Here is a 14,208-nt window from a genome sequence, read left to right on the forward strand (position 1 = left end):
TCACCGGTGGCTGCTGCCGCGCTCGATGAGCTCGGCGGCCAGCTCCCTGGCCTCGGCCGGCCGGGAGCCGTCGGTGATGCGGTCGAGCAGCAGCCGGGCGGCGATGCTGCCGATCTCGTAGGCGGGCTGGGCCACCACGGTGAGCGGCGGGTCCACCAGCGCGGCCCACGGCGCGTCGTCGAAGCTGACCAGCCCGACGTCGCGCCCCGGCCGGATGCCGCGCTCCCGGAACGCTTCGAGCACGCCGATGGCCATCGTGCTGTTCATCACCAGCAGCGCATCCGGTTCGTCGGTGTCGAGCAGGTCCAGCGTGGCCGCCTTGGCGTGCGCGGTGCGCAGTTCGCACCGGCGGAAGTGGCTGCCCGGCTGCGCGGACGCGGCGATCGCGCCCTGGTAGCCGGCCAGCCGGTCGTCCGCGGTGCGCACGCCCTCCGGCCCGGTCAGGCAGCCGATCCGGCGGTAACCGGCGGCGATCAGGTGCCGGGTCGCCTCGTCGGCCGCGCACCGGGTGTTGACCAGCACCTGGTCGCCGTCGACGCCGGCCAGCGGCCGGTCCACGGCGACCACCGGGGTGCCGCGGCCGAGCAGCTGCCGGACGTCGGTCTCGCCGCCGGTGGGCGAGATGACCACACCCGCCACCCGTTCCTGCAGCGCCACGTCCAGATAACGCCGTTCCTTCCCGGCGTTCTCGTCCGAGTTGCACAGCACGACGGAGTAGCCGGCGGTCTGCGCCACGTCCTCCACCCCGCGGGCGATCGCGGTGAAGAACGGGTTCTCCACGTCGGAGATCACCAGCGCCAGCACCGCGGTCTCCTGGCGCCGCAGGTTGCGGGCCAGCCCGTTCGGCTGGTAGCCGAGGTCGGCGGCGGCCCGGCGCACCTTCTCCGCCAGCGCGGGGTCCACAGTGGACTTGCCGTTCAGCGCCCTCGACACGGTCGCGGTGGAGACGCCTGCTCGAGCCGCCACGTCGCTGATGGTCGCCATGGCGGGCCCCCTTTCCCTCGTGCGGCAGCGGCTGTTGACACTACTCAACCCGCACAATAGCGTCTTCGGTAAACGATTACCCAAGTGGTGCGGCCGTCCACCGTCGAACGGCCGCACGCCTACGCCCGGCTGGAGGAGTGCACGCGTGGCTGAGGACGCCGACGGACTGCTGCTCGGCATCGACATCGGCACAGCCAGCTCGAAGGGGGTGCTCGTCGACCCGGGGGGAACGATCGTGGCCCGGTCGTCCCGGCCCCACGAGACCTCGTACCCGCACCCCGGCTGGGCCGAGCACGACGCGGAAGCGGTGTGGTGGCGCGATTTCACCGCGATCGCCGCGGAACTGGCCGCCGCGGCCGGTGACCGGCCGCTGGCCGGGCTGGGGGTCAGCGGCATCGGCCCGGTGCTGCTGCCCGCCGACGCCGACGGCAGGCCGCTGCGGCCCGCGGTGCTCTACGGCGTCGACACCCGGGCGAGCCGCGAGATCGGCGAGCTGACCGCCGAACTCGGCGCGGAGTCCATTGTGGAGCGTGGCGGCACGGTGCTGTCCTCGCAGGCGGTCGGCCCGAAGTGGCGCTGGCTGGCCCGGCACGAGCCCGAGGTGTTCGGGGCCGCCCGGCTGTTCCTGATGGCCAGCTCCTACCTGGTGCACCGGCTGACCGGCGAGTACGTGCTCGACCACCACTCGGCCAGCCAGGCCGACCCGATGTACGACCTGCGCGCGGCGGACTGGGCGCCCGACTGGGCCGAGGTGGTCGCCCCGGGCGTCCGGCTGCCGCGGTTGTGCTGGCCGACCGAGATCGCCGGTACCGTCACCGCCGCCGCGGCCGGGGAAACCGGCCTGCCGGAAGGGCTCCCGGTCACCGCGGGCACGGTCGACGCCTGGGCCGAGGCGGCCAGCGTCGGCGTGACCGAGCCCGGCGACACCATGGTCATGTACGGCACCACCCTGTTCCTGGTCCAGGTGCTGGCCGACCCGAACCCGCACCCCGGGCTGTGGACCACCCGCGGGGTGCGGCCGGGCAGCTATTCGCTCGCCGCGGGCATGGCGACTTCGGGGGCGATCACCGACTGGCTGCGGAAACTGGCCGGGCACGACTTCGGCGAGCTGGTCGAGGCCGCCGCGGCCGTGCCGGCGGGCAGCCGCGGGCTGCTGGTGCTGCCGTACTTCGCCGGGGAGCGGACCCCGCTGTTCGACCCCGACGCCCGCGGGGTGATCGCCGGGCTGACCACCGGGCACGGGCTCGGTGAGCTGTACCGGGCCGTGCTGGAGGGCACCGCCTACGGCGTCCGGCACAACCTCGAGGTGATGGCCGAGGCGGGTGGCGCGGCCCGGCGGCTGGTCGCCGTCGGCGGTGGTGTCCAAGGTGGACTGTGGACGCGGATCGTCAGCGAGGTCACCGGGCTGGCGCAGGAGGTGCCCGCCGAGACGGTGGGCGCCGCGCTCGGTGACGCCTACCTGGCCGCGGTCGCGCTGGGCCGCGCACCCGGTATCGCCGAGTGGAACCCGGTGCGCTCGGTGGTCCGGCCGGACGCCGGGCGGGCGCGCGTGTACGACCGCTTCTACCAGCGGTACCGCGAGCTCTACCCGGCCACCAGCGAGGTCGCGCACTTCCTGGCCGCCGAACAGCGCCTAGCCGCGGAGTAGGCTGCCTTCGCCTTCCGGGGCGAACTCGCGCAGCGCCTGGTCGATCCGGGCCAGTGCCTCGCCGGTGAGGGGAATCCTGGCGGCTTCGAGGTTCTCGGTGATGTGCGCGGGCGTCCGCGAACCCGGGATCGGCACCACGGCCGGGTCCTGGTGCAGCAGCCAGGCCAGCGCCAGCCGGCCGGGGCTGGTGCCCAGATCGGCGGCGAGCCCCCGCACCGGGGCGTACTTGTCGTTGTTCGCCTTCAACGTCTCGGCGTCGAAGCGGGGGATGTTGCTGCGGAAGTCCGTCGCGGACACCGAGCCCACGTTCCCGGTGAGGAAACCGCTGCCCAGCGGGCTCCAGGCGACCACGCCGACGCCGAGTTCGCGGGCGGTGGCCAGCAGTCCGGCGTCGATCGGCTGCCACATCGACCACTGCGCCTGCACCGCGCTGACCCGGTGCACGGCGTGCGCGCGCCGCAGCTGGTCGGCGTCCACATTGGACAAGCCGAGATGGCGGACCAGGCCGGCCTCGACCAGTTCGGCCACCGCGCCGACGGTGTCCTCGATCGGCACCACCGGATCGGGGAAGTGCGGGTAGTACAGGTCGATCCGGTCGGTGCCGAGGTTGCGCAGGCTCTGCTCGGCGTACCCGCGGACGTACCGGGGTTCGGCGTTGACCGCGAGTTCGCCGAAGGAGTAGTTGACGCCGAACGAGTGCGCCTCGGCGCCTTCGGGCACGCGGAAGCCGAACTTCGTCGCCAGCACCACCTCGTCCCGGCGGCCGCGGACGGCCTCGCCGATGAGCTTTTCGTTGTGGCCGTCGGCGCCGTAGCCGTCACTGGAGTCGATCAGCGTGGCGCCGGCGTCGATGGCGTGGTTCAGCGCGCGGGCCGCGGTCCGGTCGTCGATTTCCCCGTACATACCGGGCGAAAGCACCATCGCGCCGAAGCCGATGGCCGAGACTTCGAGACCGCCGAGCAAGCGGGTGGGGAGCGTCATGGCTCCATCCTGGCCCGGATCCGGCGCCGCGTCGAAGACCCACGGCGATAACCGATCCCTATGGCTGCCACACCAGCCGCACGTCGGGTTCACGCTCCTCGTTGCCGCGGCCGTCGGCCCACTCGACCGGCACGAACCCGTGCCGCCGGTAGAACCGCAGCGCGGGCGCGTTGACCTGGAACGTCCGCAGCTCCAGCCCGCCGGGGCGCTGCCGCTTGGCCAGCTCGACGAACCGGTCACCGAGGCCGCGCCCGCGCCACGCCGGGTCGAGGTAGAGCTGCGCCAGCTCGTCGCCGTCGAGCACCAGCACCCCGGTGACCGAGCCGTCGTCCACCGCCACCCAGGTTTCCAGCTGCGGCACCACGAACCCGGCGAACCACGCGTGCACGGCCTCGTCGGAATGGGCGCGGCGGACACCGGGCAGCGCCGCGGCGAAGGAGCGCAGCCACACGCCGGCCGCGGCGCCGGCGTCTTCGGCGGTGGCCCGGCGGATCACCGCACCCGGCCGAAGGCGGTGAGCTGCGCGATCGCGTGCACGGTCAGCACACCCCGCCACTCCAGCTCGGCGGCCGGCCCCGGGGGCGCCCAGCCGACCGGCCAGCCACCGTCGTCCTGCTGGCTTCCTTCGAGCTGGTCCAGGTGCGCTTCGACGGCGTCGGCCGGGAACAGCCGGGCTCGCGGGCTCTCCGGGCCGGGCACGAAGTCGAGCGGGGTGAGCCCGTAGCCCGCACCGGGATGGAGGTGGAACAACGTCAGCTCCGGCACCTTGGCCTCGAAGGCGGCCATCAACTCCTTGTCCTCCGTGCTCTCCAGATAGGTCAGCACGTTGAGCGCGGTGTGCGCGTCCAGCTCTCCGTCCAGCGCTCGCTCGATCTCGGTGCGGCAGAACCCGTCCGCTTCGTCGAGCCACGCCGAGTCCAGGCCGAGCGCGCGCAACCGCGCGACGATGTTCGCGGTCGGGTTGAGACCCGGCGGGAACCGGCCGCCACCCCAGTGCGCGGCGTGCGGGTGCGCGGTGATGGACGGGTCCACGATGCGCAGGCCACCACCCGGCGCGGCGACCGAGGCGAGGTAGGGCAGCAGCCCGGCGGCGAACTCCGTGGCCTCCTCCCGGATCGACGGCACCGCCGCGACCAGCCGCTCGAGCACCTCCAGGCCGAAGTCGACGGCGAGCGGCTGGCTCCCCGGCGCGCGGACGTCGGGTTCGAGGGCGTGGCCGAGCCCGCCGTCGGGATTGCGGTGGGCGGCCAGCGCGGCGAGCACCCCGGGTGCGGCCTCGGGCGCACCGCCGACCACCTCGGCGAGCCGCCGTTCCAGCAGGCGTGCGTGCGTGGCCAGGAACTCCGGTGCCTTCTCGGTGTTCATGCCGGCGACGCTAGGGCGGCGAGCCGGGCGCGGTCTTGAACAGAACGGAAGTACCCCGACGGGGTCACGCCGGTCAGCTCGCGGCAGTCGCGGCTCAGGTGCGCCTGGTCGGCGTACCCGGCTTCGGCGGCGAGCGTGGCCAGGTCCGGTGCGTGCGGGGCCAGGTCGATCGCCCGGCGCAACCGGGCCACCCGCAGGTAGGTCGCCGGCCCGTAGCCGACCGCGGCACCGAACCGGCGGCGGAACTGGCGGGCGCCCAGGCCGAGCCCGGTGAGCGCGGCCGAGACCCTCGGCACCCCGCGATCCAGCCTGGCCAGCACCACGTCGAGCACCGGATCGGCCTCGGCCACCGGCTCGCTGACCAGTTCGAGCAGGTCACCCGGCGAGTTCAGCACGCGCTCGGTGAGCCCCCGCCCGCGCGCACCCCACAGCTCGGCCAGCTCGACCCGCTGGTCACGCAGTTCGTCCGCGGGCACCCCGAGCACCCGTGGCGCGTGCCCCGGCCGGAAGCGGACGCCGTGCAGCCGCGTGCCCGGCGGCAGCTCCGACCACCACGCCGCGGTGTCCGGCCCGGCCACGAAAACCCGGCCACCACCGGCGATCAGGTCGAGGCAGCCGTCCGGCACGACCCGCTTCGCGCCACCGGCCACCGATTCCCAGCGGCAGCGCACCAGCGAGCGCAGGGGCGCGGGTGGGGGCAGTTCGCGGTACACGCCGCCATCATGCCCCCGCCCCCCGACAGTTTCGCGGGGTACGGTCGGGAACGTGGATCTGGTGACCATCGACGACATCTCCGAGGCCGCGGCCCGCATCGACGGCCTGGTGCTGCGCACCCCGCTGGTGGACAACCAGCGGCTGTCCAGGGAGTTCGGCACGCGGGTGCTGCTCAAGGCCGAGAACCTGCAGCACTCGGGCAGCTTCAAGGTGCGCGGCGCGCTGAACGCCCTGCTGTCCTGGCAGGAGCGGGGTGAACTGCCCGAAGGGGTGGTCAGCTTCTCGGCGGGCAACCACGCGGCGGCCATCGCGTACGCGGGCAAGCGGCTCGGGGTGCGCGTGATCGTGGCCATGCCGAGCAAGCCGGTGCCGTCGAAGGTGGCCAACGTGGAGCGCTTCGGCGGGGAGATCGTGCCGACCGACGACTTCGCCGCGACGCTGGCCGAACTGGCCGAGGAGCACGGTTACCCGATCCTGCACCCGTTCGACCAGCCCGAGGTGATCGCCGGGCAGGGCACCGCCGGGCTCGAACTGTGCGCCGACGGCCCGGCACCCGATCTGGTGCTGGTGCCGGTCGGCGGCGGCGGCCTGCTCAGCGGGGTGGCCGCGGCGGTGCGCAAGCTCGCGCCCGCGGCCCGCGTGGTCGGGGTGGAACCGGCCGCGTCGAACGCGATGTCCCGGGGGCTGGCGGCCGGCTCGGTGGTGCGGATCGACAACCCGTCGGCGACCGTCGCGGACGGCCTGACCGCGCCGTTCGCCGGTGAGCACACCCTGCCGCACGTGCAGGCCTATGTGGACGAAGTGGTCGAGGTGAGCGAGGACGCCATCCACTCGGCTTGGGGTGAACTGATCGAGGCGAGCAAGCTGCTGGTGGAACCGGCGTCGGCGGTCTGCCTGGCGGCACTGCGCTCCGGTGCGGTCCGGGCCCCCGAGGGCGGGGTGACCGTGCTGGTCGTCTCCGGCGGCAACGCCGACCTGACCAGGCTGGTCACGCCCGGCTGAGCTGCCGGATCGCCCCCGGTGCCCGAGAATGGCGTGAATGCGCTGTCTGGTCACCGGGGCCACCGGTTACATCGGGGGACGGCTCGTCCCCAGCCTGCTCGAAGCCGGGTACTCCGTGCGGTGCCTGGTCCGGGACCCGGCCAAGCTGCGGGACGTGCCGTGGGCGGGTGAGGTCGAGATCGTGCGCGGCGACGTGCTGGACGCGGACGGCCTGCACGAGGCGGCCGACGGCGTCGACGTCCTCTACTACCTGGTGCACTCGCTGTCGCGGAAGGGGTTCGCCGGGATCGACCGGCGGGCCGCGCTGCTCACCGCGGAAGCCGCCCGCGACCGGGGGGTGCGGCGCATCGTCTACCTCGGCGGGCTGCACCCGGACGGGGAGCTGTCCGACCACCTGGCCTCCCGCGCCGAGGTCGGCGAGATCTTCCTGCGTTCCGGCGTGCCCACCGCTGTGCTGCAGGCGGCGGTGATCCTCGGCTCCGGCTCGGCGAGCTTCGAGATGCTGCGGTACCTGACCGAGCGCCTGCCGGTGATGGTGGTGCCGAAGTGGGCGCACAACCGGGTGCAGCCGATCGCCATCCGTGACGTGCTCCGGTACCTGACCGGCTGCGCCCAGCTGCCCGCCGAGGTGAACCGGACCTTCGACGTCGGCGGTCCGGACGTGCTGACCTACCAGGAGATGATGCGCCGCTATGCCGAGGTTTCCGGATTAATCCGGAGAGTAATGGTGCCGGCGCCGGTGTTGACGCCCCGGCTTTCGTCGCACTGGGTGAACCTGGTGACGCCGGTGCCCCGCGGCATCGCCCGCCCGCTGGTCGACTCCCTGGTGCACGAGATGGTCTGCCGGGAGCAGGACATCACCCGCTTCGTACCCGGGCCACCCGAGGGGCTCGTCGGCTACGAACGCGCCGTTGAACTGGCCTTGGCCAGGATCCGCGACGCCGACGTGCCGACCAGGTGGTCCGGTGCCTCGGTGCCGGACGCGCCGGCCGAGCCGCTGCCGTCGGACCCGGACTGGTCCGGCGGCTCGGTCTACACCGATCACCGGGAGTCACCGTGCACGGCGTCGCCGTCGGAGTTGTGGCGGGTCGTCGAGGGCGTCGGCGGCAGCAACGGCTGGTACTCGTTCCCGCTGGCCTGGGCGGTGCGCGGCTGGCTGGACCGGCTGGCTGGCGGGGTCGGGCTGCGCCGCGGCCGGCGCGACCAGCAGCGCCTGCACCTGGGTGAAGCGCTGGACTGGTGGCGGGTGGAGGCCATCGAACGCGGCGCACTGCTGCGCCTGCGGGCCGAGATGAAGGTGCCCGGGCAGGCGTGGCTGGAGCTGGGGGTGGCGCCGGGCGAGCGCGGCTCGGTGTACCGCCAGCGTGCGGTTTTCGTGCCGAAGGGGCTGGCCGGGCACCTCTACTGGTGGGCGGTGGCGCCGTTCCACGGCCTGGTCTTCGGTGGCATGGTCCGGAACATCGTGCGAACCGCGGAACGCCCGAAAGGGTGAATGTGCGAATATTCCGGCTTTGGGGGGTAACGGGCAAACGCGATTAAGCGAGTATTAGACAGCGTGCCCGACCTGGGGCGCCGTGACGTGGGGAGCGGCACCAGTGAGAACCGCAGAGGACGCCCGGATGCTGGCCGAACGACGCGCGCGCCGCCTGCTCGGCGGGGTGTCGCTGGTGCTCGGCGCGGCCGTGGTGGGGGCCGCGAGCGTCGTGCTGCAGGTGACCGCCGGGGAGCGGCCGGCGCGGTCGAACCCGCAGCACCAGGCCCGCCAGCCCGCCGACCACGTCGCCCCTGTGGTGCCGCCGACGCCGTCGAAGTACGTCACCTACGAACTGTCCGGGGACAACGGCGCGCGGAACATCACCTACGTGGGCAACGAGCTGACCGTGGCGCAGGAGACCTCCGCGGCCCTGCCGTGGTCGCGCACGCTGGAGCAGCTCACCCCCAGCTCCGGGTACTTCAGCATCTCGGCGCAGAACCCGGCCGCGGGCAGCCTGACCTGCCGCATCGTGGTGGACGGCCAGGTGGTGGCGCAGAAGTCGACCACGGTGGCCAAGAACGTGGTGACCTGCTCTCACAGCCGGTGACCACTTCCTGAGCGCCGCATGCCGTGCCCGCCGCCACCGGCATGCGGCGCCCCACCTCCCACGCGGCAGCTGACCGGTGAGGCGGGCAGGATCAGGGCGTGGGTGCCATTCAAGCCGGTCCGGTGCTGGCGGTCGTGCTGGGTGTTTTCGTGCTGGTCGCGGCTGCGGTCGTCGGGCGGGGCGGGCTCGGGTCCGGGCGGTCGGTGCTGGTCGCCGCGGCGCGGGCGGTCGTCCAGCTGGCCGCCGTTTCCCTGGTGATCACCGCGATCCTGCGCTCCGGCTGGTGGACCGCGGCGTTCGTGGGGTTCATGTTCGCGATCGCCTCGTTCACCGCGTACCGGCGCGTCAAGGCACCCGGCTGGCCGTGGTTCGCCGCGGCGATCGCGGCCGGGGTGGTGCCGGTGCTCGCCCTCGTGCTGCTTTCCGGGGCCGTGCCGGGGCAGCCGATCGTGGTGGTGCCGATCGCCGGCATCGTCATCGGCGGCGCGATGACCGCCACCTCGCAGGCCGCCCGCCGCGCGCTCGACGAGCTCGAGACCCGCCACGGCGAGTACGAGGCCGCCCTCGCGCTCGGCTTCCTGCCCCGCGCCGCCGCGCTGGAGGTGTGCCGCCCGTCCGCCGGGCACGCGCTCATCCCCGGCCTCGACCAGACCCGCACCGTCGGCCTGGTCACCCTGCCCGGCGCCTACGTCGGCATGCTGCTCGGCGGCGCGAGCCCGGTGCAGGCCGGTGTCGCGCAGCTGCTGGTGCTGATCGGCCTGCTGGCCGCGCAGTCGGTGGCGGTGCTGGCCACCGTGGAGTTCGTCGCGGCGAAGCGGATCAGCTGGTGAGGTGCGCGGTGTCGTTGTACCGGCGGACGATCCACTGTGGACCGTGCACGACCACCTGGGAGAACGAGCCGTTGTCCGTGCCGACGAAGGCGAACGGCCGTGACCGGCTCGCCAGCGCGAGCACCTGCCCGATCACCCCGCCGTGCGTGAACACCGCGACCCGCTGCCCGCGGTGCGCCGCGGCGATGGTCTCGATCCCCTTGCGCACGCGCGCGGCGAACGCCTCGTCGTCCTCGGCGCCGGGGGCGACGCTCCACCGCTCCTCGGCCCAGAGCCGTTCGGCCAGCGGATCGCGCTCGGCCACCTTCTGCCGGAACACCCCGCCCTCCCACTCGCCGAGGAAGACCTCCCGCAACTCGGGGCACACCCGCGGGGTCAGCCCCAGCCGCGCGGCCAGCGGCGCCGCGGTCTGCGCGGTCCGCCGCAGCGGGGTGACGTAGAGGGCGTCGAAGTGCTCCTCACCCAGGCGCCGCGCGATCTGCTCCGCCTGGACCAGCCCCTCCGGCGCGAGTTCGGGGTCGCCCTGGCCGCCGACCAGCGGGAACGGCTTGCTGGCGCGGGCGGGGGCGGACTCGCCGTGGCGGACCAGCAGCAGGTCGGCCGCCTCCGGCGGGGCGGTGAAGCGGCGCTGGCGGTACTCGGGCTCGGCGGGCTGCTCGGGCATCGTCACGTCTGCCGACCCTACCCGCCGGAACCAGCCCGGCGGCCCTTGCCCGGAAATCGGAAAGTGCTCCAGTGTGGTTCGGACCACTGACTCCAGGAGCAGCCATGCGCCGTACGCCGAAGTTGCTCGCCGCCATCGCGGTGCTCGTGCCACTGCTGCCCGCGCAGGCGGCCGAACCGGCCGCGCCGGCGGGCACACCGGTGTCCGCCCCCGCCGCGGCGGGGCAGACCAGCACCATCCCGGACTGGCGGTTGCAGACCAGCGAGGTGGTCACCGCCGGTGGGGACGCCCTGTCCCAGCCCGCCTACGACGACAGCGGCTGGTACCGGGTGCCCGCGCGGTCCACCGTGCTGGCCGGGCTGGTGGCGAACGGCAAGTACGGCGACGTCAACCACGGCACGAACCTGCAGCGGGCCGCGCGCTCGGAGTTCACCGTGCCGTGGTGGTACCGCAAGGCGTTCACCGCCGACCCGCAACCGGGCGCGCACACCTTCCTCAAGCTCAACGGCGGCATCATCGCCCGCGGGGAGGTGTGGCTGAACGGGGTGAAGGTGGCGGGCACCGAGCAGGTCGCCGGTGCCTATCCGACGCACGAGTTCGACGTGACCCACCTGCTGCGCCAGGGCGCCAACGCGCTGGCGATCAAGGCGATGCCCGCCGATCCGCAGCGGGACCTGGCCATCCACTTCATCGACTGGGCGCAGCTGCCGCCGGACCGCAACCAGGGCCTGTTCCGCGACGTGCAGCTGACCCGCAGCGGCGCGGTCTCCCTGCGCGGCCTCCGTGCCGACGGCGACCTGCCGCTGCCCGACCTCGGCACCGCCGACGTCACGGTCAAGGCCGAGGCCCGCAACCACACCCCGCACCCGGTGACCACCGAGATCACCGGCAAGGTGGGCCGGATCCAGCTCAACCGCACGGTTTCCCTGGCACCAGGGGAAACCAGGACGGTCGTCTTCACCCCCGCCGACACCCCCGCCCTGAAGATCGCGCAACCGCAGGTCTGGTGGCCGTTCACCATGGGCGGCCAGCCGAGGTACGAAGTCTCACTGGACGCCGCCGTCAACGGCGTGCTCTCCGACTCGGCCACGACGAAGTTCGGCATTCGTGAGGTGACGTCGCGGCTGAACCAGGGCGCACGCGAATTCTCGGTCAACGGCAAGCCGTTCCTGGTGCGTGGTGGCGGCTGGGCGTCGGACCTGTTCCTGCGCACGGATCTGCGGCGGATCAGCGACCAGCTGCACCTGGTTCGTTCGATGGGGATGAACACCATCCGGCTCGAAGGCAAACCGGAGAACGACGAGTTCTACGAGCTGGCCGACCAGCTGGGCATCATGCTGCTCACCGGCTGGGAGTGCTGCTCGAAATGGGAGGACTACGGTTCCTTCGACGCCGAGGACAACCTGGTCGCCGGGCGGTCCGCGGAAAGCGAGGCCAAACGCATCCGCAACCACCCGAGCATGCTGGGCTTCCTGATCGGCAGCGACGCCGCTCCCGGTGCCGGACTGGAGAAGATCTACCTCGACGCGCTGGCCAGGGCGGACTGGAACCTGCCGGTCATCTCGTCCGCGAAAGCGATCAGCTCACCGCGGCTGGGCAGCCCCGGGATGAAGATGGACGGGCCGTACTGGTGGGAACCGCCGAACTACTGGTACAACGAGCAGAAGGGCGGTGCTTTCGGCTTCGCCTCGGAAATCGGCCCCGGGCCGACGATTCCGGAACTGCCGGAACTGACGAAGTTCCTCACCCCCGAGGACATCGGCGGGCTGACCGACTACAACGCGGTGCAGTACCACCTGTCGCCGAGCACCACGTTCGACGAGCTCGGCTCCTGGGGCACCGCGCTGGACCGCCGCTACGGCCGTCCCGCGAACCCGGAAGCCTTGGTGCGCAAGGCACAACTGGCCAACTACGAGACGAACCGGGCGCAGTTCGAGGCGTTCGGGCGGGACTGGTCCGACCCGGGCAAACCGGCCACCGGCGTCATCTACTGGATGCTGAACGACGCCTGGCCGACCCTGTACTGGCACCTCTACGACTACTACCTCGACACCGCGGGTTCCTACTTCGGCGCGAAAACCGCGCTGCGGCCGCTGCACGTCCAGTATTCCTATGACGACAAATCGCTCGCCGTGGTGAACACCGGCCTGGGCACCGTGCCGGACCTGCGGGTGGAGGTGACCGTGTTCGACGCGGACGGCACGCAGCGGGCGAAGGAGGTCCGCCCGGTCGAGGCCAGGGCGAACGGTTCGGTGCGGGTGGGCACGCTGCCGCAGCCCGCCGGGCTGTCCACCACCTACTTCACCCGGCTGGTGCTCACCGACGCCGCGGGCAAGGTGCTCGACCGCAACGTCTACTGGCTGTCCACCAAGGCGGACACGCTCGACTACGGCGCTTCGACCTGGTACCACACCCCGCAGTCGGGGTACGCCGACCTGACCGGCCTCGACCGGTTGCCGAAGGGCTCGGTCACCGCGCACGCGAAGTCCACTGCGGAGGGTGAGCGGACGCGCACCGAGGTGGTGCTGTCGAACAACGCCAGCGGCGGGCAGGTGGCCTTCTTCGTCGGGGCGACCGTGCGCAAGGGTGCGGGCGGGGCGGAGGTGCTGCCGACGGACTGGTCGGACAACTACGTGACGCTGTGGCCGGGGGAGACGCTGCGGCTGTCGGCCACCTACCGGACGGCGGACCTCGGCGGGACCGCCCCGGTGGTGGAACTGCGCGGGCACAACGTGGACCCGCTCGTGGTGCCCGCGCCCGGCCGGTACTGAACCACCGCCAAACCCGGCTCCGATGAGGTCCGGGTCACCTCATCGTGGTCCGGGCTCGCGCCGCGATCGAACGTGTGTTCTACTGGTCGGGCCGGCTTCGATGGGGAAGATCGAAGCCGGCTCCAGCTTCAGGAGGGCGCCGTGGCGGTCGAGATCACCAGCCGGATCACCCGCGAGCGGGTCCGGTTCCGCAACAGGCTGGCCGCCGAGCGCTACGCCGAGATCATCGGCGGCGGGGCGGCCAACTGGGAGTTCGCCGTGCTCGAGACCGAGGTGCCCGAGACGCCGGTGGAGATCCCGGTGCAGGCGCGCCGGGTGGTGCACCTGGTGCTCGACGACTGGCGCAGGCGAGCGGCCTCCTCGGTCCGCCCGGCTCCGGTCACCTGCCCGCAGCGCCGGGAGACGATCGGCTGAGCCACCGGTAGCCGCCCCGGTGCCGAGGCTCGACGCCAAGAGCTGGGCACCGGCTTCGGGTGCCCTCTCGGCCTTTCCCGGTTCGCTCCGTACCGTGTGCGACGAGCCAGCGCGGTGCCGGGAGGACTCGGGGTGGAGTTGGGGCTGGTTGGTCAGGCCGTGGGCATGTTCGCGGTGACCAACGTCGACGACGTCGTGATCTTGGCCGTCTTCTTCGGCCGGGCCGCCGGGCGGCGCGGAAGCGCGGCTCGGGTGGTGGCCGGGCAGTACCTGGGGTTCGCCGCGATCCTGGCGGCCTCGGTCGCCGGTGCGCTCGGAGCGGGCCTTCTCCCGGGGGCTGTGCTCCCTTGGCTGGGGCTGCTGCCGTTGCTGCTGGGGCTTCGTGCGGCGTGGCGGGCCTGGCGCGAACGCCGTGATGCCGACGACGACGAACCCGCCGGCACGGGCGGCGGGCCGACGACGCTGGCCGTTGCGGCAGTCACCCTCGCCAACGGCGGTGACAACATCGGCGTCTACGTGCCGGTCTTCACCACCGCCGGCCCCGGCGGCCTGGTCGTGTTCGTGGTGGTCTTCCTTGTCCTGGTGGCGGTCTGGTGCGGGGCCGGCCGGTTCTTCGCCACGCGATCGGTGGTCGCCCGCGCGCTGGCGCGTTGGGGTCACCTCGTGCTGCCGATCGTGCTCATCGGCATCGGGTTGCTGATCCTCGCCGAGGGCGGTGCGTTCGGGCTCTGAGCTCCCCGGCCGCCTGCGCAAG

Annotated in this window: 14 protein-coding genes; 8 read left to right on the top strand and 6 right to left on the bottom strand. The window is 72.9% G+C overall.

The features are described from left to right. A complete protein-coding gene (locus AC07EG_RS31740) occupies window positions 1-984 on the bottom strand; it encodes a LacI family DNA-binding transcriptional regulator (RefSeq protein ID WP_478256910.1) in 984 nt (327 codons plus the stop codon). Window positions 985-1,129: 145 nt separating this feature from the next. On the opposite strand from AC07EG_RS31740, the gene AC07EG_RS31745 reads away from it, so the two are divergent. Continuing rightward, window positions 1,130-2,632: an FGGY-family carbohydrate kinase gene (locus AC07EG_RS31745; RefSeq protein ID WP_478256911.1), complete on the top strand. Its 1,503-nt coding sequence runs from the start codon at window positions 1,130-1,132 to the stop codon at window positions 2,630-2,632. Here the strand turns inward: AC07EG_RS31745 and AC07EG_RS31750 are convergent. From AC07EG_RS31750 to AC07EG_RS31765, 4 genes are read right to left on the bottom strand one after another with little or no spacing between them, the layout of a single operon-like run. After that, window positions 2,618-3,613 (bottom strand): aldo/keto reductase, encoded by a 996-nt coding sequence (locus AC07EG_RS31750; protein ID WP_478256912.1) that lies wholly within the window; start codon window positions 3,611-3,613, stop codon window positions 2,618-2,620. The two genes, AC07EG_RS31745 and AC07EG_RS31750, sit on opposite strands and share 15 nt — an antisense overlap. A 58-nt stretch (window positions 3,614-3,671) precedes the next feature. Then, window positions 3,672-4,109 (bottom strand): N-acetyltransferase family protein, encoded by a 438-nt coding sequence (locus AC07EG_RS31755; RefSeq protein WP_478256913.1) that lies wholly within the window; start codon window positions 4,107-4,109, stop codon window positions 3,672-3,674. Then, window positions 4,106-4,978 (bottom strand): hypothetical protein, encoded by an 873-nt coding sequence (locus tag AC07EG_RS31760; protein WP_478256914.1) that lies wholly within the window; start codon window positions 4,976-4,978, stop codon window positions 4,106-4,108. Before AC07EG_RS31760 ends, AC07EG_RS31755 begins: the two co-directional genes overlap by 4 nt. Next, entirely contained in the window at window positions 4,975-5,691 is a 717-nt protein-coding gene (locus tag AC07EG_RS31765) for an AraC family transcriptional regulator (RefSeq protein ID WP_478256915.1), read from the bottom strand. Before AC07EG_RS31765 ends, AC07EG_RS31760 begins: the two co-directional genes overlap by 4 nt. Window positions 5,692-5,743: 52 nt before the next feature. On the opposite strand from AC07EG_RS31765, the gene AC07EG_RS31770 reads away from it, so the two are divergent. The 4 genes from AC07EG_RS31770 (at window position 5,744) to AC07EG_RS31785 (ending at window position 9,605) form a co-directional block, all read left to right on the top strand. Beyond that, window positions 5,744-6,694, top strand: coding sequence for a threonine ammonia-lyase (locus tag AC07EG_RS31770; protein WP_478256916.1), 951 nt, complete (start codon window positions 5,744-5,746; stop codon window positions 6,692-6,694). Window positions 6,695-6,731: 37 nt separating this feature from the next. After that, window positions 6,732-8,186 carry an SDR family oxidoreductase gene (locus AC07EG_RS31775; RefSeq protein WP_478256917.1) on the top strand — a complete coding sequence of 485 codons (1,455 nt, stop codon included), beginning with the start codon at window positions 6,732-6,734 and terminating at the stop codon, window positions 8,184-8,186. A gap of 103 nt (window positions 8,187-8,289) precedes the next feature. After that, the gene (locus AC07EG_RS31780) at window positions 8,290-8,775 is read left to right on the top strand and encodes an MmpS family transport accessory protein (protein WP_478256918.1); all 486 of its coding nucleotides are present in this window, start codon (window positions 8,290-8,292) and stop codon (window positions 8,773-8,775) included. Between the two features lie 98 nt (window positions 8,776-8,873). Then, window positions 8,874-9,605 (top strand): ABC transporter permease, encoded by a 732-nt coding sequence (locus AC07EG_RS31785; RefSeq protein ID WP_478256919.1) that lies wholly within the window; start codon window positions 8,874-8,876, stop codon window positions 9,603-9,605. Here the strand turns inward: AC07EG_RS31785 and AC07EG_RS31790 are convergent. After that, window positions 9,595-10,275 (bottom strand): histidine phosphatase family protein, encoded by a 681-nt coding sequence (locus AC07EG_RS31790; RefSeq protein ID WP_478256920.1) that lies wholly within the window; start codon window positions 10,273-10,275, stop codon window positions 9,595-9,597. The two genes, AC07EG_RS31785 and AC07EG_RS31790, sit on opposite strands and share 11 nt — an antisense overlap. 98 nt (window positions 10,276-10,373) lie before the next feature. Between AC07EG_RS31790 and AC07EG_RS31795 the strand changes: the two genes are divergently transcribed. The 3 genes from AC07EG_RS31795 (at window position 10,374) to AC07EG_RS31805 (ending at window position 14,186) form a co-directional block, all read left to right on the top strand. Continuing rightward, window positions 10,374-13,040 (top strand): glycoside hydrolase family 2 protein, encoded by a 2,667-nt coding sequence (locus AC07EG_RS31795; RefSeq protein ID WP_478256921.1) that lies wholly within the window; start codon window positions 10,374-10,376, stop codon window positions 13,038-13,040. Between the two features lie 141 nt (window positions 13,041-13,181). Further along, complete coding sequence (locus AC07EG_RS31800; RefSeq protein WP_478256922.1) at window positions 13,182-13,454, top strand: hypothetical protein; 273 nt, start codon at window positions 13,182-13,184, stop codon at window positions 13,452-13,454. A 132-nt stretch (window positions 13,455-13,586) separates the two neighbouring features. Continuing rightward, window positions 13,587-14,186: a cadmium resistance transporter gene (locus AC07EG_RS31805; RefSeq protein ID WP_478256923.1), complete on the top strand. Its 600-nt coding sequence runs from the start codon at window positions 13,587-13,589 to the stop codon at window positions 14,184-14,186. Window positions 14,187-14,208 lie beyond the last annotated feature (22 nt).

The sequence above is a fragment of the Amycolatopsis sp. NPDC045836 genome, assembly GCF_056431745.1.